The organism is Defluviimonas salinarum (genome assembly GCF_026013545.1).
In the GTDB taxonomy this organism is placed as follows: Bacteria; Pseudomonadota; Alphaproteobacteria; order Rhodobacterales; family Rhodobacteraceae; genus Albidovulum; species Albidovulum salinarum.
In genome coordinates, this window is sequence record NZ_JAPDOG010000012.1 from 68,845 (window position 1) to 94,839 (window position 25,995).

At 67.6% G+C, this 25,995-nt stretch carries 23 protein-coding genes; 19 read left to right on the forward strand and 4 right to left on the reverse strand.

Annotation, left to right across the window (positions count from 1 at the left end; all coding sequences use genetic code 11):
* Nucleotides 1-28 precede the first annotated feature (28 nt).
* From OM960_RS13930 to OM960_RS13945, 4 genes are all read left to right on the forward strand, one after another.
* The gene (locus OM960_RS13930) at nucleotides 29-2,071 is read left to right on the forward strand and encodes a M3 family metallopeptidase (protein WP_264772386.1); all 2,043 of its coding nucleotides are present in this window, start codon (nucleotides 29-31) and stop codon (nucleotides 2,069-2,071) included.
* A 10-nt stretch (nucleotides 2,072-2,081) separates the two neighbouring features.
* Nucleotides 2,082-3,161 (forward strand): NAD(P)/FAD-dependent oxidoreductase, encoded by a 1,080-nt coding sequence (locus OM960_RS13935; RefSeq protein ID WP_263337593.1) that lies wholly within the window; start codon nucleotides 2,082-2,084, stop codon nucleotides 3,159-3,161.
* Nucleotides 3,162-3,204: 43 nt separating this feature from the next.
* Nucleotides 3,205-3,978 carry a glycoside hydrolase family 25 protein gene (locus OM960_RS13940; RefSeq protein WP_263337591.1) on the forward strand — a complete coding sequence of 258 codons (774 nt, stop codon included), beginning with the start codon at nucleotides 3,205-3,207 and terminating at the stop codon, nucleotides 3,976-3,978.
* Between the two features lie 98 nt (nucleotides 3,979-4,076).
* The gene (locus OM960_RS13945; protein ID WP_263337589.1) at nucleotides 4,077-4,421 is read left to right on the forward strand and encodes a carboxymuconolactone decarboxylase family protein; all 345 of its coding nucleotides are present in this window, start codon (nucleotides 4,077-4,079) and stop codon (nucleotides 4,419-4,421) included.
* Between the two features lie 79 nt (nucleotides 4,422-4,500).
* Here the strand turns inward: OM960_RS13945 and OM960_RS13950 are convergent, their stop codons facing one another.
* Nucleotides 4,501-6,999, reverse strand: coding sequence for a GcvT family protein (locus OM960_RS13950; RefSeq protein WP_264772387.1), 2,499 nt, complete (start codon nucleotides 6,997-6,999; stop codon nucleotides 4,501-4,503).
* A gap of 210 nt (nucleotides 7,000-7,209) precedes the next feature.
* Between OM960_RS13950 and OM960_RS13955 the strand changes: the two genes are divergently transcribed.
* The gene (locus tag OM960_RS13955) at nucleotides 7,210-8,184 is read left to right on the forward strand and encodes a quinone oxidoreductase family protein (RefSeq protein WP_263337585.1); all 975 of its coding nucleotides are present in this window, start codon (nucleotides 7,210-7,212) and stop codon (nucleotides 8,182-8,184) included.
* Between the two features lie 418 nt (nucleotides 8,185-8,602).
* On the opposite strand, the gene OM960_RS13960 is transcribed toward OM960_RS13955, so the two are convergent.
* The gene (locus tag OM960_RS13960; protein ID WP_264772388.1) at nucleotides 8,603-9,589 is read right to left on the reverse strand and encodes a 2-hydroxyacid dehydrogenase; all 987 of its coding nucleotides are present in this window, start codon (nucleotides 9,587-9,589) and stop codon (nucleotides 8,603-8,605) included.
* A gap of 116 nt (nucleotides 9,590-9,705) precedes the next feature.
* On the opposite strand from OM960_RS13960, the gene OM960_RS13965 reads away from it, so the two are divergent.
* The 4 genes from OM960_RS13965 to OM960_RS13980 all read left to right on the forward strand — a co-directional run bounded on the left by OM960_RS13965 (nucleotide 9,706) and on the right by OM960_RS13980 (nucleotide 13,681).
* Nucleotides 9,706-10,233, forward strand: coding sequence for an SH3 domain-containing protein (locus OM960_RS13965; protein WP_264772389.1), 528 nt, complete (start codon nucleotides 9,706-9,708; stop codon nucleotides 10,231-10,233).
* A gap of 125 nt (nucleotides 10,234-10,358) precedes the next feature.
* Nucleotides 10,359-11,243, forward strand: coding sequence for a cation diffusion facilitator family transporter (locus OM960_RS13970; RefSeq protein WP_264772390.1), 885 nt, complete (start codon nucleotides 10,359-10,361; stop codon nucleotides 11,241-11,243).
* 186 nt (nucleotides 11,244-11,429) lie between these two features.
* Nucleotides 11,430-12,050 carry a 30S ribosomal protein S4 gene (gene rpsD, locus OM960_RS13975; protein ID WP_263337575.1) on the forward strand — a complete coding sequence of 207 codons (621 nt, stop codon included), beginning with the start codon at nucleotides 11,430-11,432 and terminating at the stop codon, nucleotides 12,048-12,050.
* A gap of 227 nt (nucleotides 12,051-12,277) precedes the next feature.
* The gene (locus OM960_RS13980; RefSeq protein ID WP_264772391.1) at nucleotides 12,278-13,681 is read left to right on the forward strand and encodes an amidohydrolase; all 1,404 of its coding nucleotides are present in this window, start codon (nucleotides 12,278-12,280) and stop codon (nucleotides 13,679-13,681) included.
* Nucleotides 13,682-13,838: 157 nt separating this feature from the next.
* Here the strand turns inward: OM960_RS13980 and OM960_RS13985 are convergent, their stop codons facing one another.
* A complete protein-coding gene (locus OM960_RS13985) occupies nucleotides 13,839-14,132 on the reverse strand; it encodes a DUF1330 domain-containing protein (RefSeq protein WP_264772392.1) in 294 nt (97 codons plus the stop codon).
* 89 nt (nucleotides 14,133-14,221) lie between these two features.
* Between OM960_RS13985 and OM960_RS13990 the strand changes: the two genes are divergently transcribed.
* The 6 genes from OM960_RS13990 to OM960_RS14015 all read left to right on the forward strand — a co-directional run bounded on the left by OM960_RS13990 (nucleotide 14,222) and on the right by OM960_RS14015 (nucleotide 20,323).
* Entirely contained in the window at nucleotides 14,222-15,127 is a 906-nt protein-coding gene (locus OM960_RS13990) for a LysR family transcriptional regulator (RefSeq protein ID WP_264772393.1), read from the forward strand.
* Nucleotides 15,128-15,239: 112 nt separating this feature from the next.
* A complete protein-coding gene (locus tag OM960_RS13995; RefSeq protein WP_263337566.1) occupies nucleotides 15,240-16,277 on the forward strand; it encodes a multicopper oxidase domain-containing protein in 1,038 nt (345 codons plus the stop codon).
* 1 nt (nucleotide 16,278) lies between these two features.
* Nucleotides 16,279-17,436: a ZIP family metal transporter gene (locus OM960_RS14000; protein ID WP_263337563.1), complete on the forward strand. Its 1,158-nt coding sequence runs from the start codon at nucleotides 16,279-16,281 to the stop codon at nucleotides 17,434-17,436.
* An 87-nt stretch (nucleotides 17,437-17,523) separates the two neighbouring features.
* Nucleotides 17,524-18,609 carry a histidinol-phosphate transaminase gene (hisC, locus tag OM960_RS14005; RefSeq protein WP_263337562.1) on the forward strand — a complete coding sequence of 362 codons (1,086 nt, stop codon included), beginning with the start codon at nucleotides 17,524-17,526 and terminating at the stop codon, nucleotides 18,607-18,609.
* Nucleotides 18,606-19,529, forward strand: coding sequence for a prephenate/arogenate dehydrogenase family protein (locus OM960_RS14010; RefSeq protein ID WP_264772394.1), 924 nt, complete (start codon nucleotides 18,606-18,608; stop codon nucleotides 19,527-19,529). Before hisC ends, OM960_RS14010 begins: the two co-directional genes overlap by 4 nt.
* The gene (locus tag OM960_RS14015; protein WP_263337557.1) at nucleotides 19,526-20,323 is read left to right on the forward strand and encodes an extensin-like domain-containing protein; all 798 of its coding nucleotides are present in this window, start codon (nucleotides 19,526-19,528) and stop codon (nucleotides 20,321-20,323) included. Before OM960_RS14010 ends, OM960_RS14015 begins: the two co-directional genes overlap by 4 nt.
* A gap of 1 nt (nucleotide 20,324) precedes the next feature.
* Here OM960_RS14015 and OM960_RS14020 read toward each other — a convergent pair whose 3' ends face one another.
* Nucleotides 20,325-21,308, reverse strand: a complete 984-nt coding sequence (locus tag OM960_RS14020; RefSeq protein ID WP_263337555.1) for a DUF2125 domain-containing protein — start codon at nucleotides 21,306-21,308, stop codon at nucleotides 20,325-20,327.
* Between the two features lie 69 nt (nucleotides 21,309-21,377).
* Here OM960_RS14020 and OM960_RS14025 point away from each other — a divergent pair, with 69 nt between their 5' ends.
* The 4 genes from OM960_RS14025 to OM960_RS14040 are packed head-to-tail and all read left to right on the forward strand — an operon-like array spanning nucleotide 21,378 to nucleotide 25,882.
* A complete protein-coding gene (locus tag OM960_RS14025; RefSeq protein WP_263337553.1) occupies nucleotides 21,378-21,932 on the forward strand; it encodes a gamma-glutamylcyclotransferase in 555 nt (184 codons plus the stop codon).
* A gap of 57 nt (nucleotides 21,933-21,989) precedes the next feature.
* Entirely contained in the window at nucleotides 21,990-23,186 is a 1,197-nt protein-coding gene (locus OM960_RS14030) for a biopolymer transporter ExbB (protein WP_263337552.1), read from the forward strand.
* Between the two features lie 3 nt (nucleotides 23,187-23,189).
* Nucleotides 23,190-24,857, forward strand: coding sequence for a peptidoglycan -binding protein (locus tag OM960_RS14035; protein ID WP_264772395.1), 1,668 nt, complete (start codon nucleotides 23,190-23,192; stop codon nucleotides 24,855-24,857).
* A 35-nt stretch (nucleotides 24,858-24,892) separates the two neighbouring features.
* Complete coding sequence (locus OM960_RS14040) at nucleotides 24,893-25,882, forward strand: MBL fold metallo-hydrolase (RefSeq protein WP_264772396.1); 990 nt, start codon at nucleotides 24,893-24,895, stop codon at nucleotides 25,880-25,882.
* The last annotated feature ends 113 nt before the right edge of the window (nucleotides 25,883-25,995 follow it).

The window sequence follows — 25,995 nt, forward strand, 5'->3', positions numbered from 1 at the left end:
AGCTTCACCCGGCAAAGGAGACCGCCCCATGACCAATCCGCTGCTTCAGCCCTGGACCGGCGCCTTCGCGCTGCCGCCCTTCGCCGAGATCCACGACGCCGATTTCGCCCCCGCCTTCGAGGCCGCGTTGGCCGAGGCCCGTGCCAATGTCGCGGCGATCGCCGGTTCATCGCAACCGGCCAATTTCGCGAATACAGTCGAGGCGCTGGAACTGGCGGAAGAGGCGCTCGACCGGGTTTCGGCGGTGTTCTTCAACCTCGCAGGCGCCGAATCGACGCCCGAACGCGAGGCGTTGCAGCGCGACCTGGCGCCGAAGCTCGCGGCTTTCGCCTCCGAAGTGACGATGAATGCCGCGCTCTTCGCCCGGATCGAGGCGCTCTGGGCCGCGCGGGACACGCTTGGCCTGAATGCGGAGCAGGCACGGGTGCTGGAGCTTTACCGGCGCATGTTCGTCCGCGCGGGTGCGGCGCTGGACGAGGCGGGGCGGGCGCGGATGGCCGCGGTGAAGGAGCGTCTTGCGGTGCTCTCGACCGCCTTCACCCAGAACCTACTTGCCGATGAGCGCGACTGGGCGATGCCGCTCGCGGAGGCCGATCTCGCGGGGCTGCCGGATTTCGTCGTCGCCGCCGCGAAGGCCGCGGCGGAGGAGCGTGGGGCCGGGGGGCACATGCTCACGCTCAACCGCTCGCTCGTCGTGCCGTTCCTGCAGTTCTCGTCGCGCCGCGACCTGCGGGAGACGGCCTATGCGGCCTGGGTCGCGCGCGGCGAGAGTGGCGGCGCGACCGATAATCGGGCGATCGCCACCGAGATCCTTGCGCTCCGCGAGGAGCGGGCGAAGCTCCTCGGCTACGAAAGCTTCGCCGCCTACAAGCTCGAACCCGAGATGGCCAAGACCCCGGAGGCGGTGCGCGATCTCCTGATGCGGGTCTGGGAGCCCGCGAAGGGGAAGGCAGAGGCCGATGCTGCTGTCCTCACCGCCATGATGCACGCGGACGGGATCAACGGCGATCTCGAAGCCTGGGACTGGCGCTATTACGCCGAGAAGCGCCGGCTTTCCGAGCATGAGCTCGATGAGGGCGAACTGAAGCCCTATTTCGGGCTCGAGACCATGATCGAGGCCGCCTTCGACTGTGCCGCGCGGCTCTTCGGGCTGGCGTTCCGGCCGCTCGACGTGGCGCTCTATCACCCCGATGCCCGGGCCTGGGAAGTTACCCGCGACGGAAACCATCTCGCGGTGTTCATCGGCGACTATTTCGCGCGGGCCTCGAAACGGTCCGGCGCCTGGTGTTCTTCCTTCCGCAGCCAGCGCAAGCTCGGGGTGGCGCAGCGGCCCGTCGTCGTCAATGTCTGCAACTTCGCCAAGCCGGCCAGGGGGGAGCCCGCGCTTCTGTCTTGGGACGATGCACGCACGCTCTTTCACGAGTTCGGCCATGCGCTCCACGCGATGCTGTCGGACGTGACTTACGGCTTCATCTCCGGCACCTCGGTCGCGCGCGATTTCGTGGAACTGCCGAGCCAGCTTTTCGAGCACTGGCTCGAAGTGCCCGAGGTGCTCGACCGCTTCGCCCGCCATGCCCGGACCGGGGTGCCGATCCCGGCGGCGCTGCGTGACCGTCTGCTCGCAGCCTCGACCTATGATCAGGGCTTTGCCACGGTAGAATACGTCGCCTCGGCGCTCGTCGATCTCTCGTTCCACGAGGGCGCGGCGCCGGCCGATCCGATGGCGCTGCAGGCCGAGGTGCTGGCCGGGATCGGCATGCCGCACGCGATCCGCATGCGCCACGCGACGCCGCATTTCGCCCATGTCTTCGCCGGGGACGGCTATTCCTCGGGCTATTACAGCTACATGTGGTCCGAGGTGATGGATGCCGATGCATTCGAGGCGTTCCGGGAGGCGGGCGACGCCTTCGACCCCGCCACCGCGCAACGGCTGGAGGCGAACATCCTCTCGGCCGGCGGCTCGCGGGAGGCCGAGGATCTCTACGCGGCATTCCGCGGCCGGATGCCGGGGGTGGAGCCGCTCCTGAAAGGCCGCGGCCTGCTTGCGGAAACCGTGCCCGAGCGGGCCTGAAGGGGGCGGGGTGGAGAGCGACTTTCTCATCGTCGGCGGCGGGATCGCCGGCATCTCCGCCGTCGCGCGACTTGCGTCGCTGGGCACGGTGACGCTGCTCGAGGCCGAGTATCACCTCGCCTACCACACGTCCGGCCGCTCCGCCGCGCTCTTCGAGCCCTATTACGGCCGCGCGCCGGTCGTTGCTCTGTCGCTCGCGAGCGAGGCGCATCTGCGCCACGCCAATGGCGGCGTGCTCAGCCCGCGCGGCATGATGCTGGTCGCGGGGGCAGGGGAGGACGCTGCCTTCGAGACCGACCGCGCCGCGCTCGGCCTCGACGAGATCGCGGTTGCCGACGCGCTGGCCAGACTGCCGGTGCTCAGGGCCGAAGCGCTTTCCCGCGCCGCCTTCGCCGACCACGCCTGGGACATCGACACCGACCGGCTGATCCAGGACTTCGCGCGTGAGGCGAGGGCGGCAGGCGGGCGGATCGTCACCGGCGCCCGCGTCACCGGGCTTGACCGCGAGGGCGGCATCTGGCGCGCCGAGACGGCAGAGGGCGCTTTCGCGGGACGCATTCTCGTCAATGCCGCCGGCGCCTGGGCCGATACCATCGCCGGCCTGGCCGGGCTGCGACCGATCGGCCTCACGCCGCACCGCCGCTCGATGGCGCGGATCCCCGCGCCCGGCGGGCATGATGTCTCGCGCTGGCCGCTTGTCATGGGCGCGGGTGAGACCTGGTATGCCAAGCCCGATGCCGGCGCGCTCATCGTCTCGCCGGCCGAGGAGGATCCGACCCATCCGCACGACGCCTGGGCCGACGACATGGTGCTGGCCGAGGGCCTCGCGCGCTACGAGGCGATGGTCAGCGAACCCGTGACCCGGCTTCTCGCTTCCTGGGCGGGCCTCAGGACCTTCGCGCCCGACCGGGTGCTGGTTATCGGCCCTGACCCTGCCGAACCTTCCTTCTTCTGGCTCGCCGGGCAGGGCGGCTACGGCTTCCAGACCGCGCCGGCCGCGAGCCGTCTTGCCGGCGATCTGATCGCCGGGCGCGCCCCGGAAATCGACGCCGCCACCGTGAGCGCCCTTTCGCCGAAGCGGTTTTCGTGACATCCTGTTTCGAACAGGCAAGAAAATAAAAAGGGACAGAACAATGCGGCCGATCGGGCGGTTTCTGGCAGTACTCACCCTTCTCGCTATGGCCGGATGCGGCGGCGGCAATGGCCGCGTCGCCGGTATCCCGCAGCGGTTCAGCGACATCGACCCCTATGACTGGCGCGGCATCACGCCCGCGCACCACCCGGTACACGGCGTCGACGTCTCGCGATACCAGGGCGCGGTCGACTGGCACCGGGTCAGGGGCTCCGGCGTCTCCTTCGCCTTCATCAAGGCGACCGAGGGCGGCGACTACGCCGATCCGCTGTTCTTCCAGCACTGGGCGGGCGCCGCCCAGGCCGGCATCCCGCGCGGCGCCTATCACTTCTACTACCTCTGCCGTTCGGCGGTCGAACAGGCGCAGTGGTTCATCGCCAACGTCCCGGCCGAACGCGGCACGCTGCCGCCGGTCCTCGACGTCGAGTGGAACAACACTTCGCGGACCTGCCGCTCGCGTCCGGATCCGGAGGTGATCCGCTCCGAGATCGAGACCTTCCAGCGCATCGTCGGCGCCCGCTTTGGCCAGCGCCCGGTGATCTACACCGCGGTCGACTTCTGGCGCGACAACGAGCTCTGGAAGCTCCGCGGCGAGGAGTTCTGGCTGCGCTCGGTGGCCGGCCACCCGAGCATCAAGTATCCCGGCCAGGACTGGAGCTTCTGGCAATATACCGGCACCGGCGTGGTTCCGGGTATTTCCGGCGAGGCCGATCTCAACGCCTTCGCGGGCTCCGAGGCTGCCTGGTCCGCCTGGCTCGCGCGGCGCAGTCTCTGACGTCACGTCATATTCCATTTCTGGAATAACTTGACGCAGGTCAAGGCCGGTCTCTCACGCCCGTGCGACTGGACGCTGACAGGTTACCGGAGGCCGAGATGAGCTACATCGACGAGATCAAAGCGACACGCGCCGAGCTGCGTACGCTCTACAGGACCATTCCCGCCGCGACCGAGGGCTTTTCGCAGCTCTCGGCCGCGGTGAAGGACAACGGTCCCCTGAGCGTCAAGGAAAAGGAATATGTCGCGCTCGGCATGGCGGTCGCGCTGCGTTGCGAGCCCTGCATCAACTTCCACGTCGAGGCGCTGATGAAGGCCGGCGCCACCCGCGCGGAGCTGGGCGACGTGCTCGCGATGGCGATCCAGATGGGGGGCGGGCCGACGCTGATGTACTCCGCAGCAGCCCTCGCCTGCTGGGACGAACTGGCGGCGGCAAAGGAATAGGGCCGGTCTCCCGGCCCCTTCTTCTTTTCCGAAATATCCCGGGGGTCCGGGGGCAGCGCCCCCGGCCTTGACCGCAGGATCAGCCGTTGACGCGGATGCGCTCGTTCGACGGGTCGAACGGGCTGTCCTCGACGACCACGGCATCCCATTCCTGGCGCAGCATCCGCACCTTCAGCTTGGTGCCGACTTCCGCCAGGTCCGGGCTGACATAGCCCATGCCGATCTGCTTGTTGAACGCCACCGAGTAGCCGCCCGAGGTCAGGCGGCCGACCTTCTTGCCGTCGACGAGGAGCGCTTCCTTGCCCCAGGGATCGGTGTCCGACGGCCCGTCGATCAGCAGGGTGACGCATTTGAAGCGCACACCGGTGTCGATCATCGCCTGCTTGCCCTGGAAGTCCTTCGAGAGATCGATGAAGCGGTCGAGACCGGCCTCGGCGGGCGTCGCGTCGCGGCCGAGCTCGGTGCCGAAGGCGCGGTAGGACTTCTCCTGGCGGAGCCAGTTCTGGGCGCGGGCGCCGACGAGCTTCATGCCGTGCTTCTCGCCCGCCTTGAGCAGCAGATCCCAGAGGTAGCGCTGCATCTCGATCGGGTGGTGAAGCTCCCAGCCAAGCTCCCCGGTATAGGCCACGCGGATCGCGTTGACCGGGCACATGCCGAGCTCGATCTTGCGGGCCGAGAGCCAGGGGAAACGCTTGTTCGACAGCGCCGTCTCCGGCTCGGCATCCTTGATGATCTCCTTCAGGATGTCGCGCGACTTCGGACCGGCAATGGCGAAGACGCCCCACTGGGTGGTGACGTCATGCATGTCCACATGCGCGCCGCCGTTCGCGATGAAGTCCTCGATCGACTTCTTCAGGTAGTCGGCGTCATAGGTGGTCCAGGCACCGGCGGAGACGAGGTAGTAGTCGTTCTCGCCGTTGCGCACGATCGTGTATTCCGTCCGCGTCGTCCCCGTGGGCGTCAGCGCATAGGTCAGGTTGATGCGGCCGACCTTCGGCAGCGCGTTGCAGGTGAACCAGTCGAGGAACGCCGTCGCACCGGGCCCACGCACGATGTGCTTGGTAAAGGCGGTCGCGTCGATCAGGCCAGCGGTCTCGCGGATCGCCTTGGCTTCGTCCACGGCATATTGCCACCAGCCGCCACGGCGGAAGGAACGCGAGTCATGGTCGAACGACTCGGGCGCATCCTTCGGGCCGTAATAGTTCGGGCGTTCCCAGCCGTTGACCTGACCGAACTGCGCGCCAAGCGCCTTCTGGCGGTCATAGACCGGGGCCGTGCGCAGCGGGCGGCAGGCTTCGCGCTCTTCGTCCGGGTGGTGCAGGATGAAGACGTGCTCATAGCATTCCTCGTTCTTGCGCGCCGCGTATTCGGTCGTCATCCACGAGCCGTAACGCTTCGGATCGAGCGAGGCCATGTCGATCTCGGCTTCGCCGTTGACCATCATCTGCGCGAGGTAGTAGCCGGTGCCGCCCGCGGCCGTGATGCCGAACGAGAAGCCCTCGGCGAGCCACATGTTGCGCAGGCCCGGGGCGGGACCGACCAGCGGGTTGCCGTCCGGCGTGTAGCAGATCGGGCCGTTGAAGTCGTCCTTGAGACCGACGGTCTCCGAGGACGGAATCCGGTGGATCATCGACATGTATTCGGCCTCGATCCGCTCCAGGTCGAGCGGGAAGAGGTCAGCGCGGAACGATTCCGGCACGTCGTAGAGGAAGCGGGCCGGCGCATTGCGCTCATAGGGGCCAAGGATCCAGCCACCGCGCTCCTCGCGGACATACCACTTGGCGTCCGCGTCGCGCAGCACCGGGTGCTCGGGGTTGTTCTTGCGGTATTCCTGCAGCATCGGGTCCGGCTCGGTCACGATATACTGGTGCTCGACCGGGATCGCCGGGATCTTGATACCCAGAAGCCGCGCGGTGCGCTGGGCGTGGTTGCCGGTCGCGGTGACGACATGCTCGGCGGTGATAACGGTCTGTTCTTCGGAGGGGACGAGGTTGCCGCCCTTCTCGACCATCTTCGTGCAGGTGACCTGCCACTCGGAGCCGGTCCACTTGTAGCCATCGACCTGCCACTTGCGCTCGATCGTGACACCCAGCTGGCGCGCGCCCTTGGCCATCGCCTGGGTCACGTCGGCGGGGTTGATATAGCCGTCCTGCGGATGGAAGATCGCGCCCTTCAGATCCTCGGTGCGGACCAGCGGCCAGCGCTCCTTGATCTCTTTCGGGGTCATGAATTCATGGTAGACGTCGCAGGTCTCGGCGACCGAGGAGTAGAGCATGTATTCGTCCATGCGCTCCTGCGTCTGCGCCATGCGCAGGTTGCCGACGACGTAGAAACCCGCGTTCAGCCCGGTTTCGGCCTCGAGCGTCTTGTAGAAGTCGACCGAGTACTTGTGGATGTGGGTCGTCGCGTAGCTCATGTTGAAGAGCGGCAGCAGACCGGCGGCGTGCCAGGTCGAGCCCGAGGTCAGCTCGTCGCGCTCCAGGAGCATCGTGTCCCAGCCGGCTTTGGCCAGGTGATAGGCAATCCCGGTACCGACGGCACCGCCGCCGACGACAAGGGCTTTGACATGGGTTTTCATCGGGCCGACTCCTCGGGTCAATTTTCTGGCCCCTATCTGCCAGAGCCGCAGAATAGCGGAAATGTCAGCCCGACCTAAACCGGAGGAAAAACGACATGTGCGCAGGTCGGGGACGCGCTAGACCCTTCTCGCGCCGGCCTCGGCACTCGACCGCGGCTGCGCGGGCGCCTACAACTTCGGCAAACGGGAACCACGACGGGAGTATAGCACATGGCGCGCACGGTGATCATCGATACCCACGGCGGACCGGAGGTGCTGAGGCTCGTGGACCGCGAGGTCGGCGCGCCGGGGCCGGGCGAGATCCGCATCGCCCACCGGGCCTGCGGGCTCAATTTCATCGACGTCTACCAGCGCGATGGGCTCTACAAGCTGCCGCTGCCGGCGGCGCTCGGGATGGAGGCGGCCGGCATCGTCGAGGCGGTCGGCGAGGGTGTCACCCATCTGAAGCCGGGCGACCGCGCCGCCTATGCCTGTCAGCCGCCGGGCGCCTATGCCGAGGCCCGCGTGATGCCCGCCGCGCAGGTCTGCAGGCTGCCGGACGGGATCTCCTTCGAGGAGGGCGCGGCGGCGATGTTGAAGGGTCTGACGGTCGACTACCTCTTTAACCGCACCACGCCGATCGCGAAGGGCGACTGGGTGCTCTTCCACGCCGCGGCCGGTGGTGTCGGCCTCATCGCCTGCCAGTGGGCGCGGTCCGAGGGCATCAACCTGATCGCCACGGCGGGCTCGGACGAGAAATGCCAGATGGCGCTCGAACACGGCGCCGCCCATGCGATCAACTACCGCGAGGGCGACTTCGCTCCGCGTGTGCGCGAGATCACGGAGGGGCGCGGGGTTCATGTGGTAATGGATTCGGTCGGAAAGGACACGTTCGAGGGGTCGCTCGATTCGCTCCGTCCGCTCGGCATGATGATCTCGTTCGGCGCCGCCTCGGGGCCGGTGCCGCCGCTGAACATCATGACGCTCGCCGCCAAGGGATCGCTGAAGATCACCCGCCCGACGATCTTCACCCATATCGCCGATCACGCGACCTGCCAAGAGATGGCGGCGCGGCTCTTTGGCAAGATCACCTCGCGCGCCGTAAGGATCGAGATCGGCCAGAGATTCGCGCTTGCGGACGTCGCCGAAGCCCACCGCGCGCTGGAGGCGCGGCGGACCACGGGCTCGACTGTCCTGACCCTCTGACCGCCCCGCGGCGCGGAGTCGTCGTACCTCACATATCGCGGAGGTCAGTTCTCGGACGTTTCGCAGAACTTGGAGCCGGACTTCCGCGTGCATTCCGAAGCGTCCAGCGGGGCGTCCGTCGCGCGCGGCTTGGAGGAGGGAGCTTCCCTTATGTCTGCTTCAGCCCGCTCGCTATCCGATCCAGAGGCGCCGATAAGGCCGTTGAAACGCAGCGACAGATGAGTCCTAAACCCGTAGGGCTCGTCAGGGTGTGCCCTGCGCGCCAAAAAGTAGTCGAGACCAGTCGTCGTGAGAACCAGAATCGCACAAAACACAAGAACCGGAAATCGATCCACCACAACACCTCGCACTTAACACCTGCGGATGATATCCGCCGTGCGGCGCCTAATCGTGGCAGCGGGGCGAAAAAATCAAGGCTTCAGAGCATTCCCGGCACCACGAGGTCGGGCGGGCGGTGGCCGTCGGCGAAGGTCTTGATGTTGATGATCACCTTCTCGCCCATCTCGGTCCGCCCTTCGACGGTCGCCGAGCCCATATGCGGCAGCAGCACGACGTTGCTGAGTTCGCGCAAGCGCGGGTTGATGTCCTTGCCGTGCTCGTAGACGTCGAGACCGGCGCCGGCGATCTCGCCCGCGCGCAGCATCCGTGTCAGCGCGTTCTCGTCGATCACCTCGCCGCGCGAGGTGTTCACGATGACGCCGGTTGGCTTCATCAGCCGCAACCGGCGCGCGTTCATCAGGTGGAAGGTCGCCGGCGTGTGCGGACAGTTGACCGAGATCACGTCCATCCGGCTCACCATCTGGTCGAGGCTCTCCCAATAGGTGGCCTCGACCTCCGCCTCCTGCTCTGGGCGAAGGCGCTTGCGGTTGTGGTAATGGATCTGCATGCCGAAGGCGGCGGCACGGCGGGCCACGGCGGTGCCGATCCGGCCCATGCCAAGGATGCCGAGCCTGCGCCCGCCGACCCGGCCGCCCATGAAGGCGGTGGGCGCCCAGCCCTCCCACTGGCCGGACTGCATCACCGCAAGCCCTTCGGGGATCCGCCGGGTGACGGCGAGGATCAGCGCCATCGTCATGTCGGCGGTGTCCTCGGTCACGACGCCGGGCGTGTTGGAGATGAGCACCCCGCGCTGGCGCGCCGAATGGACGTCGATATGGTCGACGCCCGCGCCGTAGTTGGCGATCAGCTTCAGCCTTTCACCGGCCTGGGCGAGAAGGTTGCTGTCGATATGGTCGGTGACGCAGGGCACCAGAACGTCCGCCCGCCGCATCGCGGCCGCCAGTTCCTCGCGGGTCATCCGGGTGTCGGGGTCGCGCAACTCGACATCGAAGAGTTCCTTCATCCGCGTCTCGACGACCTCGGGCAAGCGTCGCGTGACGACAACAGTCAGGCGCTGCGATCCCATGGACTTGTCTCCTCTCTTCCAACGGCGCGTTGCTACTGGCAAAGTGCAGCGCAACGGGGCAAGTCACAAGCCCCGAAAGACGGCGCTCGCCACGGCGGGCGAATATCGGGCAGGACATGAGCGGACGAGTGTACACAATGCGCGCGCTGCGGGCGCTGATCGCGTCGATCATCTGTTGTGGCGGCGCGGTGACCGCTGCGGCTGCGGCGGAGACCTTGCGCGGGCCGGTGACGAACCTGCCGCTGCCGCGCTTCGTCTCGCTCAAGGCGGCGGAGGGCAACGTGCGCCGCGGGCCGAGCCTTGAGCACCGGATCGACTGGGTGTTCCGCCACCGCGACATGCCGCTCCGGGTCACGGCCGAATTCGAGCACTGGCGCCGGGTCGAGGACAGCGAGGGGCAGGGCGGCTGGATCTACTACACCCTCCTGTCGGGCGCCCGCACCGTGATGTTCGAGGTCGACAGGACCGCGATGCGGGTCCAGCCCGACCCCGCCGCGCGGGTCGTGGCCGAGGCCGAGGCCGGGGTGATCGGCTGGCTTGGCGAATGCAATCCCGGCTGGTGCCGGATCAGCGCCGGCGGCGAGAAGGGCTGGGTCGCCAAGGAAGCGCTCTGGGGCGTCGCGCCGGACGAGATTCGCGAGTGAGCTCAACCGCGGCGCCCGGCTGTCGCGCGGCGTGGCCAGGAAGCGGCTTCCCGCCCCTCTAGGTCAGCTTGCCGCCTTTTCCGCCCCTGCCACCGCTGCTATGAGCGGCGCAGGGACGGGAGCGGATGATGGGACGCAACGAGACAAGGCTCAACGCTTCGGCCGGCATCGCCTCGGTGGCGGTGGCCTTGATTCTCGTCGCGCTGAAGCTCTGGGCGCTCGGCGCGACGTCCGCGCTCTCGGTCGCGGCTTCGCTCGCGGACAGCGCGCTCGACCTGATGATGTCGCTCGGCGGGCTGACCGCGATCCTCTACGCAGCGCGCCCCGCCGACGAGGATCATGCCTTCGGCCATACTTCGGCCGAGGACCTCGCGGCGCTGGCGCAATCGGTCTTCATCCTGATCTCGGGCGCGGTGATCGGCTGGTCGGCGGTCAACCGGCTCCTGTCCGACAGCCCGCGCGCGCTCGCGGACGAGGGACGCGGCATGGCGGTCATGGTGGTGTCGATCGTGCTCACTGTGGCGCTCGTGCTCTGGCAGCGCCGGGTCGCGCGCCGGACCGGCAGCCGGGTCGTCGCCGCCGACAGCCTGCACTACATGTCCGATCTCCTGCCCGCGCTCGGCGCCATCGCGGCGCTCTGGATCTCGCGCCGCTTCGGCGTCGTCGAGGTCGACAGCGTCGTCGCGCTCGCCGCGGCGGTGATGCTGGTCTTCGGGGCGTTCCGGATCGGCAAGGGCGCCTGGGACGCGCTGATGGACCGCAGCGCCGATCCCGCGCTCATCACCGCAATCGCCGCGATCGCCCGCGACTGGCCGGGCGTGCACGGCTTCCACGACCTCAAGACACGGACCGCGGGCAGCCGGGTCTTCGTCAACATCCATATCGAGCTCGACGGCGACCAGTCCCTGCGCGAGGCCCATGCCATCGGTGCCGGGCTGAGGCGCCGGATCCTCGAGACCTATCCGCAATGCGACGTGATCGTGCACAAGGACGTGGCGCGGGAGACCTGAGAAACGTGACCGCCGGGCGTTGACTCTGCGGATCGGGGCGTTATAAGCCGCCCGTCCCGGGACATCGCGCCCGGGGCTTTCATTTGGTGTTGGTGGACCCCGCAAGGGGAAGCCTGTCGCCCGAAAGGGAAAGGACAACGCCCTTCATGCCGCCTCCGGGCGGCGCCACAAAGAAGGAGATCAGCGGTGACCAAACGCACCTCTGCCAAGTACAAGATCGACCGCCGCATGGGCGAGAACATCTGGGGCCGTCCGAAGTCCCCGGTGAACCGCCGCGAATACGGCCCCGGCCAGCACGGCCAGCGCCGCAAGACCAAGCTTTCCGACTTCGGCACGCAGCTGCGCGCGAAGCAGAAGCTCAAGGGCTACTACGGCGACCTGACAGAGAAGCAGTTCCGCCGCATCTACGGCGAAGCCGAGCGCGTCAAGGGCGACACCGGTGAGAACCTGATCGGCCTCCTCGAGCGCCGTCTCGACGCCATCGTCTACCGCGCCAAGTTCGTTCCGACGATCTTCGCGGCGCGTCAGTTCGTGAACCACGGCCACGTCACCGTGAACGGCAAGCGCGTCAACATCGCGTCCTACCGCGTCAAGGAAGGCGATGTCGTCGCCGTCCGTGACAAGTCGCGCCAGCTCGCCATCGTGCTCGAGGCCGTCGGCCTCGCCGAGCGGGACGTGCCGGACTACATCGAGGCCGACCATTCCAAGATGACCGCGACCTTCGTGCGCACCCCGGCGCTGGGCGACGTGCCCTACGCCGTGCAGATGGAACCGCACCTCGTCGTCGAATACTACGCGAAGAACTGATCCTTCGCGGGAGAGTTCGGAAAGGGCCGCCTCCGGGTGGCCCTTTTCCTTTTCCAGGCCTATGACCGTGCTTGCCGGCTTCGACTTCGAAGCGGCTCTGCGGATCCCGGGGATCGGAAGGCCGCATCTTGGCGGTAAGTACATTTTTGAAGGGGCAATCGGGGCAGGCCCGTTTGCCATAGATCTCATCTTGGCCCCCATCTCTTGAAACAAGGGGGAGTAGTTTCATGAGACCTTCAGAGGCCCGGCGGCTGGCAGCACTGGCGGCGTTCTGTGTGGCGTCCACATCGACCGTAACTTCCGCTCAATCGTCGAGTGCGGGTGCTGCGCTGGTTCCTGAAATCAATCAGATCGTTGAAGCGGACGCGGCCCGGCTGCAGGACATCTTCAAGGACATCCATCAGCACGCCGAGCTTGGCTTCAGGGAGACCCGGACCGCGGGTATCGTGGCAGCGGAACTGGAGGCTCTTGGTTTCGAGGTCAAGACCGGTATCGGCATCACCGGCGTTGTCGGGGTCATGGCGAATGGAGAAGGGCCCACCTTCGCGTTCCGGACCGACATGGATGCGAATGCGGTTCAGGAGGCAACGGGACTGCCGTATGCCAGCACCCAGAGAGTCACCAACCTGTCGGGCGTCGAGACCTATGTCGCGCACATGTGCGGCCACGATCCTCACACGACCTGGTTGATCGGCCTTGCCAAGACGATGCCGGAGTTGAGGGGCCGGTGGTCCGGAACGCTGGTTCTGATAGCCCAGCCCGCGGAAGAGCCCGTGAAAGGGGCCAAGGCCATGCGGGATGACGGGCTCTATGAGACCCATGCCGTTCCCAAGCCCGACTATTTCCTGACCTTCCATACAGCGCCGTTTTCGACTGGCATGGTTGCCCTGACAAGCGGCAGGAAGAACACGGGAACGGACCATATCGCCGTCACCTTCCACGGGTCAGGCGGCCACGGCTCGTCGCCGCATCATGCCACCGATCCGGTCATCATGGACGGAATGGCGATCGTCCAGTACCAGACCATCGTGTCGCGCATGGCTGATCCGACCGAGACGAGCGTTCTGACGGTCGGCAGCGTGCAGGCGGGCGTCGACAACAACGTCATCCCGACAGAGGCCGAATTGAAGCTCAAGTTGCACTATACGACCCCCGAGTTGCGTGAGGTCATGGTTTCCGGCATCGAGCGGATCAGCAACAACATCGCCTTGAGCTACGGCATCGAAGACGAAGCCATGATGCCGACCATCTTCGAGAAGGGATATGCACCGGTCATCTTCAACGATGCGGAGTGGATGGACCACATCCGGCAGGTTCTGACGGAGGCCAAGGCTGTGGACGAAACTGTAAACGAGAGGCGGGTGGTTGAAGGCGTTGCCATCGACGATCTCCAGGTCCCCGGCTCGGACGACGACTTCCTTCTTTTCGAAGGGCTCGAGGATGTGAAGGGTGACTATATCGGGGTCGGCACGGCCGCCCCCGAGGTCTTCGCCAAGGCGCACGCCGAAGGGAAGGAGTTCCCGTTCTTCGTGCACGAGCCGAACTACGTCGTCGATCTCGACGCCATCCCGTGGGGAACACGGTTGGCCGCTGTCATTGCGCTTGATGTGTTGGGAAAGCCAACCGAATAGGAGGTCGTGGTGATCCCGGCCTTGGGGGATCGCCCATGGTCGAGAAAATATCGACACCCGGCAGATGTCCGGCAGGTCCGTGTGACGGACCAGCTTATGTCGGGGCAGCTTGTTTCCTGCCGCTCGCTGCCGGGCGCAAGGGCTTGTTGCGCCATGCTCAGCCGATCCCTTCGACGAGAACGAGATTTGCCTCCGCCGAGGCCAGTCGGTGCTTCTTGAGGCGGCGGTAGTCCGGATCCGCGTACCATGCGCGCGCCCGCGCCGTATCCGGGAACGCCATCACCACGGTGCGCGGATGCGCCCATGCCCCTTCGAGAACCTCGGTTTCGACCCGTGACGTCACAAGGAGCCTGCCGCCGTGCCGTTCGAAGACCGGCAGGAACCCGTCCAGGTATTTCTGGTATTCCGCAGGGTCGCGGATGTCGATCTGCGCGATCATGTAGGTGCTCATGGCCGATCCTCCTCTTCGTCGGCTTCACTATAGGCCGGCCTCGCCACCGCCGGCCGGGGTGATTTCGCATCGCGGACATGCGACAATGCATGGCAATGCAATGGGATGATCTACGCTTCTTCCTGACCGTCGCGCGCGCGGCTTCGTTCTCCGCCGCCGCGAAGGAGCTTGGGGTGAACCAGTCGACGGTGTCGCGGCGGCTGGCCGCTCTTGAGCGCCGGCTCGGCACGCTCCTCGTGACACGCCATGCAACCGGGCATCTCCTGACCCCGGAGGGCAGCGATCTCGCGCAGGCTGCGGAGCCGATCGCGGCGGAGATCGGTGCCGTCCTGCGCCAGGTCGAAGGGCGTGACGCGCAGCTTGGCGGCGTTCTGCGCGTGACCTGCGTCGAGATGATGATCGACCGCTTCCTCGCGCCGCATTTCGCCCGCTTCTGCCGCGAGCATCCAGGGCTTGCCCTCACCCTGCAGACGTCGATGCGGCCGCTCGACCTGATGCGCAGCGAAGCCGACGTGGCGATCCGGGTGTCCGAGAGCCCGCCACCGCCCCTCGTCGGGCGCCGGCTGTGTGACTTCGCCCTCGCCGTCTACGGCGCGACGACGTGGCGGACGCGCGCGCCCGATCTTTCGCAACCTGACCGGCTCGACTGGATCGGCTGGGCCGATGACGCGGTCAATGCGCGGGTGATCCTCGACGCCTTTCCGGCAGCGCGGATCGCGCACGAGGTCGATGGCCTCGTGGCGCTGAGCGCGATGGTGCGCGAGGGGGCGGGGATTTCGGTGCTGCCCTGCTACTGGGCGGATCGCGATCCCGGTCTCGCTCGCCTTTCTGACGCCTTCGTGCCGCGCGGAATCGGGATCTGGGTGCTGATGCATCCCGAGGTGCGCCACGCCGCGCGGGTTCGCGCCTTCGTCGACATGATGACGAAGGTGCTGCTCGCCAACCGCGCCGCGTTCGAGGGGCAGTGCGGTCGCGATTCCAGGCAATCCGGCTGAGCCCGGACTGTCTTCCGGCTGGCGGTTCCCGAGTCTCACGGGAATATGCTATTGAGAAGCATTTGCAATGAGTCTAGACTGCGAGACAGGAAGGGCTACGGCGGAGGGACCGATGTTGCGCTTCACCCTCGACCGGCGCGGATTTCTCGGCCGCCTGCTCATGACCGGCGGCGCGGGCGTGGTGCCTGTGGCGGCGGCGGCGACCCCGCATGATCACGGGGGCAACGCCACCGTTGGTGCCGTCGATCATGCCGCGAACGGATTCGATCCGCACGAGATCCTCACCGACTGGGAGACCGGCACGGTCGAAACCCTGCCCGACGGCCGTCGCCTACGCCGGTTCGAGATCACCGCCGTCGACCGCGAGATCGAGATCGCGCCGGGTCTGATCTTCCCGGCCTGGACCTACAACGGCCGCGTGCCGGGTCCGACGCTGCGCGCGACCGAGGGAGAGCTGATTAGGATCGAGTTCATCAATTCCGGCTCGCATGTCCATACGATGCATTTCCACGGAATCCATTCGGCGCGGATGGACGGGGTGCCCGGCGCGGGCGAGGTCGCGCCCGGCGAAAGCTTCACCTACGAGTTCACCGCCCGACCGTACGGCTGCCATCTCTATCACTGCCATTCGCAGCCGCTGAAGCGCCACATCCACAAGGGGCTTTACGGCGCGTTCATCGTCGATCCCGATCCCGACCTGCATCCGGAGGCGCGCGCGGTGGCGGAGGGCAGGCTGCTCGGCCATCCCCGCAATGCCGAATGGCAGGAGATGGTGATCGTGATGAACGGCTTCGACATGAACTTCGACGACGAGAACGAGGTCTATGCCGCCAACTCGATCGCCTTCGCCTATCAGGACCGGCCGATCCCTGTAGAGCGAAGCCGCCCGGTCCGGATCTACCTCGTCAACGTGACCGAGTTCGATCCGATCAACTCGTTCCACATGCATGCGAACTTCTTCGATTATTACGACCATGGCACGACGCTGACGCCCACCCTGCGCACCATCGATACGGTGATGCTCTGCCAGGCGCAGCGCGGCATCATCGAGATGAGTTTCGCGGAGCACGAGCCGGGCCTCTACATGTTCCACGCCCACCAGTCGGAATTCGCCGAGCTCGGCTGGATGTCGCTTCTGGAGGTGTCCTGACATGCAAGGCCGCTGGACCCTGATCCTGCCATTCACCGTCGTCGCGCTGCTCGTTGCGGGCTTTCTGACGCTCCGGCCGTTCTCGAACCTCACCGCCGGGGTGCCGCCGATCGAGGATCTGACCTTCGAATCCGTTCGACTCGACGAGACCGGGATTCACGCGCTGGTGCGTGCGGCGGGGTCGGAGCCCGTCGTGATCGCCCAAGTCCAGGTTGATGGCGCGTTCTGGCGGTTCACCCAGACCCCGGCAGGACCGGTTCCGCGTCTTGGCCAGGTGGCGCTCGACATTCCCTATCCGTGGGTCGATGGCGAGGCCCATCTCGTCACGCTCCTGACCCGGGCCGGCGCCGCGTTCGAGCACGAGATCGCGGTAGCCGTCAGCACCGCCCCGCTGGCCGGGCCTGGGGTGTTGAGCCTGATCGGGGTCGGGCTGTTCGTCGGGTTTGTGCCGGTCCTCGTGGGCTACGGCTTCGTACCCGCCCTGCGCGCATTCGGGGGCGCCGGGCTGGATTTCGCGCTCGCGCTCACCTTGGCGCTGCTCGCCTTCCTGCTGATCGACACCTGGTCGGAAGCATCCGAGCTTGCCGCCGAAGCGCCCGCCGCGCTCAACCCGGTGCCGGCGATCTGGACGGCGGCCCTTCTGACCTGCCTTGGGCTGCTCGCGCTCGGCCGGCGGTCGGGCCGCGCGCCCGAAGGTATCGAACTCGCTTTCTTCATCGCGCTCGGTATCGGCGTGCACAATCTCGGCGAGGGAATCGCGATCGGCGCCTCTGTTGCGGTGGGCGAGGTGGCGCTCGCCTCCTTCCTCGTCCTCGGCTTCTTCGTGCACAATGTCTCGGAAGGCATCGCCATCGCCGCGCCGGTTGCCGGCCGGACCTGGCGCTGGCCGCTGCTTCTCGGTCTCGCGCTGCTTGCCGGCGGGCCGGCGGCGATCGGCACGCTCGCCGGGGTCTTCGCCTTTACGCCGTTCCGCGCCGCGCTCGCGCTCGCGGTCGGCGCGGGGGCGATCGCGCAGGTGATGTTCGAGATCGCGCGCCTGATGCTGAAACCAGCCGCGGCGGCCACCGGCGAACGGGGGTGGCGCGCGCCGGCCGCGCTCTACGGCTTCGGCGCGGGGCTTGCGGTCATGTATCTCACCTCGATTCTCGTTGCCGCCTGACACCACCTCGCGGGGTTGCGGCAATATCCCGCTGGCCTTGCGCCCGGCGGATCGCTAGAAAGCGCCGACATTGCGCAGAGGCCCGAGATGACCGACCACATCCGCCCGCAGCTGGGGATCATGGATATCGCCCTTTACGAGGGCGGTGCGGCGCATGTGGCCGGGGTCACCGATGCGGTAAAGCTTTCGTCGAACGAAAACCCCTTCGGTCCGTCGGACAAGGCCAGGGAGGCGTTTCAGCGCGCTGTCCACAAGCTCCACCGCTACCCGAACACCGACCACGCGAGCCTGCGGCGCGCGATCGGCGAGACCCACGGCCTCGACCCGGCGCGGATCATCTGCGGCGTCGGTTCGGACGAGATCATCCACTTCCTCTGCCAGGCCTATGCCGGGCCGAAGGACGAGGTTGTCTTCACCGAGCACGGCTTCCTCATGTACCGGATCTCGGCGATGGCCGCCGGGGCGACGCCGGTTGCGGTGAAGGAACGGGATCGCACGACCGATGTCGACGCGATTCTCGCGGCCTGCAACCGCCGCACCAAGCTTGTCTTCATCGCCAACCCGAACAACCCGACGGGCACTATGATCGGCCTGCCCGAGATCGAGCGGCTCGCCAATGGCCTGCCGAAACAGGCGATCCTCGTTCTCGACGGCGCCTATGCGGAATATGTCGAGGGCTACGACGGCGGCGCGGCGCTGGCGACGGAGCGCGCGAACGTCGTCATGACGCGCACCTTCTCCAAGATCTACGGGCTCGGCGGGCTCAGGATCGGCTGGGGCTACGGTCCGCAGGCGATCATCGACGTGCTGAACCGGATCCGCGGCCCGTTCAACCTCTCGACCGCGCAGCTCGAGGCCGCAGAGGCCGCCGTGCGCGACCGCGACCACGTCGAGCGGTGCCGCGAGGAGAACACCCGGCTCCGCGCCTGGCTTGCCGAGGCGCTGGCCGAGAGGGGAGTTCCGTCGGATACCTCGACCGCGAACTTCGTCCTCGCCCGCTTCGCCAGCGAGGCCGAGGCGAGTGCCTGCGACGAGTTCCTGCAAACGCAGGGCCTGATCGTGCGCCGCGTCGCCGGTTACGGCCTGCCGCATTGCCTCAGGATCACCGTCGGCGACGAGGCCTCGTGCCGCCGCGTCGCTCATGCGATCGGCCAGTTCAAGGGGCAGAAATGAGCGCCCCGATCTATGACCGCGTCGCCCTGATCGGGCTTGGCCTCATCGCCTCGTCGATGGGTCACGCGATGAAGAAATGGGGCCTCGCGAGGAGCATCGCCGGCCACGCCAAGACCGAGGCGACGCGCGCCGCCGCACTGGAGCTTGGCTTTTGCGACGAGGTCTTCGCGACCGCCGCCGAAGCGGCCGACGGTGCCGATCTCGTGGTCCTGGCGGTGCCTGTCGGCGCGATGGGCGCGGTGGCGGCCGAGATCGGCCCGCATCTGAAGCTGGGCGCCACGGTCACCGATGTCGGTTCGGTGAAGCAGGCGGTGATCGAGGCGGTCGCGCCGCACCTGCGGGCTGGCATCGAGTTCATTCCCGGCCACCCGCTCGCCGGGACCGAGCATTCCGGCCCGCGGTCGGGATTCGCGACGCTGTTCCAGAACCGCTGGTGCCTGATCATCCCCGGCGAGGCCTCGCCCGAGGCGGTCGCGCGACTGCGCGCGCTCTGGGAAGGGATGGGCTCGAATGTCGAGGAGATGGATGCGGCCCACCACGACCTCGTTCTGGCCGTGACCAGCCACACGCCGCATCTCATCGCCTACACGATGGTCGGCGTGGCCGACCACCTGCGGCGCGTCACCGAAAGCGAGATCATTAAGTATTCCGCCGCCGGTTTCCGGGATTTCACCCGCATCGCGGCCTCCGATCCGACGATGTGGCGCGACGTGTTCCTCACCAACAAGGAAGCGACGCTCGACATTCTCGGCCGCTTCACCGAGGAGCTGTTCATGCTCCAGCGCGCGATCCGGATGGGCGACGGAGAGGAACTGTTCGACTATTTCACCCGCACCCGCGCGATCCGCCGCGGCATCATCGAGGCTGGCCAGGATACCGCCGCCCCGGGTTTCGGCCGGACAAAGGTGGACGAGAAATGACACGCACCGAACTCCGCGGCCGCGGCGCGATTGCTGCCGTGATCTGCCTTGTCGCCTCTGCCGCGCTCGCCAATCCGCCTGCGCAATCGCCGCGCCCCGAGGCCCGGCCCGGGGCGTCCGCGCGGCCAGCGGTCATGGTCGTCTCGGTCAGCGACTTCGCGCCGGTGTCGTCGGAGCGCCCTGAGAAACGTCCCCGCGGGCTCGCAACCGACCTGCAGGTCGAGAAGGTGGTGTTCCGCAGCCAGCCCGCGCCCGAGGCCACGATCGGCCGCAAGGGCGCGCTTTGTGGCGATCCCGCACTCAAGGGCAAGACGATCCCGCCGATCCTCTCGAAGGTCAAGGGCTGCGGGCTGGAGGAGGGCGTGAGTCTGGTTTCGGTCGCGGGCGTCGCGCTCAGCCAGCCGGCCTCGGTCGACTGCGCGACCGCGTCGGCGCTGAAAACCTGGGTCGAGACGGGCGTGAAGCCGGCGCTCGAGGGAACCGGCGGCGGCGTCGCGGCGCTGCAGGTCGCGGGCAGCTACACCTGCCGGGGCCGCAACAACCAGAAGGGCGCGAGGGTCTCCGAACACGGGCGCGGCCGGGCGGTCGACATCTCGGCGATCCTGCTGGCCGACGGCACCGCGATCACGGTCGAGAACGGCTGGGGATCGAAACGCTACGGCAAGGTGCTGGCCTCGATGCGCCGCTCCGCCTGCGGGCCGTTCAATACCGTGCTCGGGCCGGGATCGGACCGCCACCACCACGATCACCTGCATCTCGATACCGCGCGCGGCCGCGGGCCTTACTGCCGTTGAGCTAGAACCGCGGCGCGGCGCCGAGCGGGATCGGCCCGAGGCTCATCCGGCCCTTGCTGAAGGTGAGCGGCAGGTTCAGCGTCTCGGCGTCGCCACCGGCGAGCGCCAGTTGCTCGAACGCGCTTTCCACCGTGGGCGCCAGCTCCTCCCGGATCAGGCCGAGCTTGGTGAGAAGCGGCAGCGCCGCGCGCCAGTTCCGGATCGCGAGGTCGATGCGGCCATCGGGCGTACCGTCGGCGCGACGTTCGACCCCGCCCTGTCCGGTGACCTGGAGCGGTCCCCAGACGAGTTCGACCGACCGGATATCTGCACCCATGAGAGCGATACTTTCGGCCGGTGCGAAGCGGTCGAGCGGCCGGTCGAGCCGGAGCACCGCGTCGAGCCGGGCATGCTCACCCTTGGCCGGCAGTGACCCGGTGGCTTCGATCAGGCGGACCGGCAGACCGGAAAGCGACAGGCCGAAAAGCTCGATGCCGAGTTCCTGCTCGGTCTCTGTCGCGCCGCGCCGCACCGCGAGCCGCGCCTCGGTCGCGCCAGCACCCCAGCCGTGATCGGAAGTCAGGGACATCCCGGTGCCAACCGTCTGCGCGCGCAAGAGCGGCAGATCGGTCGCGATCCCGAATATCGCGCTGGCCTTGAGGTCGTCGGAGGTGAGCGTCAATGCCTCGCGGTCAATGCGGATGTCCTGCGTCGCCGGCAAGAGCGCGACGATATGGTGCGGCTTGTAGGACAGGGCGTGGAGATTGATCTCGGGCGCCGACCAGTGCAGGCGCCCGTCGGCGCTCGTGAGCTGCGGGGTGCTCACGGTGAGATCGAAACGCGACGGGAAACCGGAGAGATCGACCGCGCCGAAATCGGCGAGCCCCTCCGCGCGAAGTTCGGCAAGGGCCGCCTCGGTCCCGTCGAGAAGCGCGCGCGACCCGACGACCCAGTAGCCGCCGTAGAAAGCGGCGAAGGCCGCCACCAGCCAGAGCACCACGCGCATGAGGGGGCCTTTCCTGATCGTTCCGGATGCTGTTTATAAGGGGGCGGGGGCAAGAACCAGAAGGTGGGCATGAATTCTTTGTGGGTCTTCGGCTACGGCTCGCTCATGTGGGAGCCGGGCTTCGCGTATCAGGACCGAACCCTCGCCCGGCTCGAAGGCTGGCACCGGTCGTTCTGCATGCGCTCGATCCATCATCGCGGCACCTCGGACCATCCCGGCCTCGTCCTCGCGCTCGACGCCGCCGAAGGGGCCTGTTGCAATGGCGTTGCCTATTCGGTCGAGACGGAGCGGGCCGCCGAAACCCTCGGCTACCTGCGCGAGCGCGAGCTGATCTCTTCGGCCTATCTCGAAACGACGCTCTCGATCGCGCTACGTGACGGCCGTGCCGTGGAGGCGGTGACCTATGTGATCGACCCCGACCACGTCCAGTACTGTGGCGGCCTCGGGCTCGAGGAGCAGGCCGGCATCATCGCGACGGCGCGGGGCGGGCGCGGGCCGAACACCGAATACCTCTGGAACACCGCCGAACACCTGCACGAGCTCGGCATCGCCGACCCCGATCTCGACTGGCTTTCGGAGCGGGTGCGGGCGCTGACGGCTGACGCCTCCTCTAACGGCTTGTGAGCCGCGACGGCCCCGCCTATTGTCCAAGAAAGTCAAAGGACAGGGGTCGCGATCCTGATGGCAAGATCCATGCGCTCGGCCGAGCCGCTTTTTTCCCAGCCGGTGCGCCAGATTGCGATGATGCTTCTGGTATCGGCCCTTGTCGGCGCGGGCGCCTACGTCGCCTATGGCCCGATCATATCGATCTTCAGCGCCAACCTCTGGCTGAACGGTCTGATCCTCGGGGTCTTCGTCTTCGGCGTGCTGACCTGCTTCTGGCAGGTCGCCCAGCTCGTGCGGTCGGTGAGTTGGATCGAGGGTTTCGCGGCGCAGCAACCCGGTCACGAGATGACGATCGCGCCCAGCATGCTGGCGCCGCTCGCCGCGCTCTTGCGGTCCCGCGGCCGGCGCGGCGGCCAGATCTCCTCGACCTCGGCGAGCTCCATCCTCGAATCCGTGGCAACCCGGATCGACGAGGCGCGCGATATCACCCGCTACCTCACGAGCCTTCTGATCTTCCTCGGCCTCCTCGGCACGTTCTACGGCCTCGCCATCACCGTTCCCGCCGTGGTCGACACGATCCGCGCGCTGGCGCCGCAGGAAGGCGAGACCGGGATGCAGGTCTTCGACAAGCTCATGGGCGGGCTCGAAAAACAGCTCGGCGGCATGGGCACCGCCTTCTCCTCCTCACTCCTTGGTCTTGCCGGGTCGCTTGTCGTCGGGCTGCTCGAACTCTTCGCCAGCCACGGCCAGAACCGCTTTTACCGCGAGCTGGAGGAGTGGCTGACATCCTTCACCCGCCTGTCCTTCGCCGGTGGTGACAGCGATGCCGCGCCCGACGCTGACGCGGTGGCGGGTGTCCTCGATCACATGGCGGGGCAAGTGGAGTCGCTGCAGACGATCCTCCGGCAATCGGATGCCGGCCGCGCGGCGGTGAACGAGCGGCTCGAAAGCCTGATCGCGGCCGTGGGCAATCTGACCCAAAGGCTCGAGGCGGAGTCCGGCACTTCGGCGGTGCTCGCGCGTATCGCGGACGGGCAGGACCGCGTCGCGAGCCTGATCGAGCGCAACGGTCCGGTCGCTGCGGGGCAAGAGGGTGGCGATGACGCGGAAAGCCGGATGCGGTTGCGGTCCATCGACGTGCAGCTTCTGCGGCTGCTCGAGGAGGTAGCGGCCGGGCGGCAGGAAAGCATGGCCGATCTGCGCGGCGATCTGGCGCAGCTCACGCGCGCCGTCCGCGCCCTGGCGCGGCCCGACGCGGTGCGGAAGGGCTAACGGATGGCACTCGCCAAGGGGCGCAACGGTCAGCGGTTCTCGGCCAATATCTGGCCGGGTTTCGTCGACGCCATGACCGCGCTCCTGATGGTGCTGATGTTCGTTCTGACGATCTTCATGATCGTCCAGTTCACCTTGCGCGAGACGATCGACACCCAGGGCGACGAACTCGCCGCGCTCAACGAGCAGGTCGCCGGCCTTGCCGATGCGTTGGGTCTTGAACGCGCCCGTTCGGTGGAACTCGAGGGCGAGGTGTCCGGCCTGAGCGCCGACATCGCGGCGGCCCAGGCTGCCGCCGACCGCCAGACGGCGCTGCTCTCCACGCTCACCGCCAAGCTCGAGGGGCAGGGGGCGGAACTCACCGCCGCGCAGGCGAAGGTCACGGCATTCGAGACACAGGTCGCCAGCCTGCTTGCCGAGCGCAACGCGGCCCGCACCAAGGCCGAAGCCATGACCGCGGAGCGCGACACGGCCCGCGGCGCGGCCGAAGCCTTGATCGCCGAGCGTGACGAACTGAAATCGGCGCAGGAGGCGCTGAACCTCGCGGTTGCGGCGGCGCGGGCCGAAGTTGACGAAAAGGCGGAGGCCGCGCGCCTTGCGGCGGCCCGGCGCTATGCGCTGGAGGCGCTTGTAAACGATCTGCGGGCGAAGCAGGAGGCAGCCGCCGAGCAGCTGAGCGAGGCGGAGGCCACGCGCCTCACGGAGGCCGCCGCCGCCGCCGCTCTGCGCGAGAAGCTGAAGGGGGCTGAGGACGAACTGACCGCGATGACGCTGGCGCTCGAGGAACAGCGCCGCCGCGCCGAGGAGACGCTGACGCTTCTGGCCGCTGCCCGCGCCGAACGGGAAGCGGCGGCCGGGCAGGCGGAGGAGACGCTGAGCGAGGCGGACCGCCAGAAGGCGCTGCTCGCGACCGCGAATGCGGCCCTGGCCGAGGAGCGTGCGGCATCGGCCGAAGCCGCGCGCAAGGTCGCGCTGCTGAACCAGCAGATCCTCGCGCTGCGCAGCCAGTTGGGCGGGCTGCAGAACCTTCTCGACGCTTCCGCGGCCCGCGATGCCGACGCGAAGGTACAGATCGAGGCGCTCGGGACCCGGCTGAACTCCGCACTCGCGCAGGTGGCGAGCGAGCAGCGCCGCCGCGCAGAGCTGGAGGAGGCCGAGCGCAAGCGCTTGGAGGCCGAGGCCGCGGCGCTGAAGGAGGAAACGAAGGAGCTTGCCCGCTACCGCTCGGAGTTCTTCGCGCGGCTTTCGCAGGTGCTCGCCGGACGCGAGGGCGTGCGCGTCGTCGGGGACCGGTTCGTCTTTTCCGCCGAAGTCCTGTTCGAACCCGGCTCGGCGGATCTCGCCGCCGAGGGGCGCAGTCAGATCGCCAATGTGGCGACCACGCTTCAGGAGCTTGCGGTTGCGATCCCGTCCGAAATCGATTGGGTAATCCGTGTCGACGGCCACACCGACAACCTGCCGCTCTCGGGCTTCGGCCGGTTCCGCGACAACTGGGAGCTCAGCCAGGGGCGGGCGCTTTCGGTGGTGCGCTTCTTGCAGGGCCAGCTTGGCTTCCCGCCGGAGCGCCTCGTCGCGGCGGGATTCGGTGAGTACCATCCGGTGGCCGAGGGCGACACGCCGGAGGCGCGGGCGCAGAACCGGCGGATCGAACTCAAGCTTACCGAACGGTGAGCGGGCCGGACGCGCCGGACCGGAGAGCGTGACCGATGAGCCTACTCGTCCAACCCCGGCTGATCAACGACCCATGCGGAGATCCCGGTCTCTATCTCGACTTCCGCTTCGGCCGCCGGGCGATGCTGTTCGATCTCGGCGACACCGCGCCGCTGTCGCCACGAGAACTCCTCCGGGTGTCGCATGTCTTTGTCAGTCACGCCCACATGGACCACATTGCCGGTCTCGAGCGGCTCTTGCGCCTGCGCCTGCACAGGCCGCTGCCGCTCCATCTCCTTGGGCCGGCCGGGTTCGTCGGCCAGATGGAAAGTCGGTTCGGCTCCTATACCTGGAACCTGCTTGACGAGACCTCGGTTGATTTCCGAGTCACCGTGCATGATTTTGAAGGCGGGCGGATCACCCGGGCCGCCGAGTTCTGTGCCCGCAGGCGTTTTCGCAGATGTGATGTGGCAGTGCCCGATCTGAGCACCGGCCTTGTGTTGAGCGAACGCGAATTCGAGATCCGCGCGGTCGCACTGGACCACGGCATCCCGTCGCTGGGGATTGCATTCCGGCAGCGCCTTCGCGTGAATGTCTGGCGCAGCGCGCTCGATGAGTTGGGGCTTCCGGTCGGTCCGTGGATCGACATCGCCAAGCGGGCGCTGCGCGACGGATTGCCTGACCGCCACCGGATCGCGGTGCCCGGGGCCGGGGAGGTTCCGCTCGGCCTCCTGCGCGCGCGGGTGTTCCGGCGCGAGAAGGAGCAGCATTTCGCTTATGTGACCGACGCCGCCGATACCGCGGACAACCGCGCCCGCATCGTCGAGCTTGCCCGGGGCGCGGATCACCTCTTCATCGAAGCGGTCTTTCCCGAGGCCGACCGCTCCTTCGCGACCACGTCGCGCCACCTGACGGCGCGGGCGGCCGGAGAGATCGCGCGGGCGGCGGGCGTGGCCGGACTCACGCCGTTTCACCACTCCGCGCGCTATGCCGACGCCGCCGCGGCACTCGCGGCCGAGGCGCTGGCGGCCTATGCGACTGGCTAATCCGCCCGGAGCCTTTGCTCGGTCTGCCGCGCGGAAGATCGGGAAAACGCAGTCGTAGCCGACGGGGGCGCCCGTTTTCTTGTTCCGGCCGGGACCGGCACAAACTTTCCGCC

What these genes read in the sequence shown, in the direction of transcription:
- OM960_RS13930 (WP_264772386.1), top strand. Translation starts at nt 29, where the DNA reads ATGACCAATCCGCTGCTTCAGCCCTGGACCGGCGCCTTCGCGCTGCCG.
- OM960_RS13940 (WP_263337591.1), top strand. Translation starts at nt 3,205, where the DNA reads ATGCGGCCGATCGGGCGGTTTCTGGCAGTACTCACCCTTCTCGCTATG.
- OM960_RS13945 (WP_263337589.1), top strand. Translation starts at nt 4,077, where the DNA reads ATGAGCTACATCGACGAGATCAAAGCGACACGCGCCGAGCTGCGTACG.
- OM960_RS13950 (WP_264772387.1), bottom strand. Translation starts at nt 6,999, where the DNA reads ATGAAAACCCATGTCAAAGCCCTTGTCGTCGGCGGCGGTGCCGTCGGT.
- OM960_RS13955 (WP_263337585.1), top strand. Translation starts at nt 7,210, where the DNA reads ATGGCGCGCACGGTGATCATCGATACCCACGGCGGACCGGAGGTGCTG.
- OM960_RS13960 (WP_264772388.1), bottom strand. Translation starts at nt 9,589, where the DNA reads ATGGGATCGCAGCGCCTGACTGTTGTCGTCACGCGACGCTTGCCCGAG.
- OM960_RS13965 (WP_264772389.1), top strand. Translation starts at nt 9,706, where the DNA reads ATGAGCGGACGAGTGTACACAATGCGCGCGCTGCGGGCGCTGATCGCG.
- OM960_RS13970 (WP_264772390.1), top strand. Translation starts at nt 10,359, where the DNA reads ATGATGGGACGCAACGAGACAAGGCTCAACGCTTCGGCCGGCATCGCC.
- OM960_RS13980 (WP_264772391.1), top strand. Translation starts at nt 12,278, where the DNA reads ATGAGACCTTCAGAGGCCCGGCGGCTGGCAGCACTGGCGGCGTTCTGT.
- OM960_RS13985 (WP_264772392.1), bottom strand. Translation starts at nt 14,132, where the DNA reads ATGAGCACCTACATGATCGCGCAGATCGACATCCGCGACCCTGCGGAA.
- OM960_RS13990 (WP_264772393.1), top strand. Translation starts at nt 14,222, where the DNA reads ATGGCAATGCAATGGGATGATCTACGCTTCTTCCTGACCGTCGCGCGC.
- OM960_RS13995 (WP_263337566.1), top strand. Translation starts at nt 15,240, where the DNA reads ATGTTGCGCTTCACCCTCGACCGGCGCGGATTTCTCGGCCGCCTGCTC.
- OM960_RS14000 (WP_263337563.1), top strand. Translation starts at nt 16,279, where the DNA reads ATGCAAGGCCGCTGGACCCTGATCCTGCCATTCACCGTCGTCGCGCTG.
- hisC (WP_263337562.1), top strand. Translation starts at nt 17,524, where the DNA reads ATGACCGACCACATCCGCCCGCAGCTGGGGATCATGGATATCGCCCTT.
- OM960_RS14010 (WP_264772394.1), top strand. Translation starts at nt 18,606, where the DNA reads ATGAGCGCCCCGATCTATGACCGCGTCGCCCTGATCGGGCTTGGCCTC.
- OM960_RS14015 (WP_263337557.1), top strand. Translation starts at nt 19,526, where the DNA reads ATGACACGCACCGAACTCCGCGGCCGCGGCGCGATTGCTGCCGTGATC.
- OM960_RS14020 (WP_263337555.1), bottom strand. Translation starts at nt 21,308, where the DNA reads ATGCGCGTGGTGCTCTGGCTGGTGGCGGCCTTCGCCGCTTTCTACGGC.
- OM960_RS14025 (WP_263337553.1), top strand. Translation starts at nt 21,378, where the DNA reads ATGAATTCTTTGTGGGTCTTCGGCTACGGCTCGCTCATGTGGGAGCCG.
- OM960_RS14030 (WP_263337552.1), top strand. Translation starts at nt 21,990, where the DNA reads ATGGCAAGATCCATGCGCTCGGCCGAGCCGCTTTTTTCCCAGCCGGTG.
- OM960_RS14035 (WP_264772395.1), top strand. Translation starts at nt 23,190, where the DNA reads ATGGCACTCGCCAAGGGGCGCAACGGTCAGCGGTTCTCGGCCAATATC.
- OM960_RS14040 (WP_264772396.1), top strand. Translation starts at nt 24,893, where the DNA reads ATGAGCCTACTCGTCCAACCCCGGCTGATCAACGACCCATGCGGAGAT.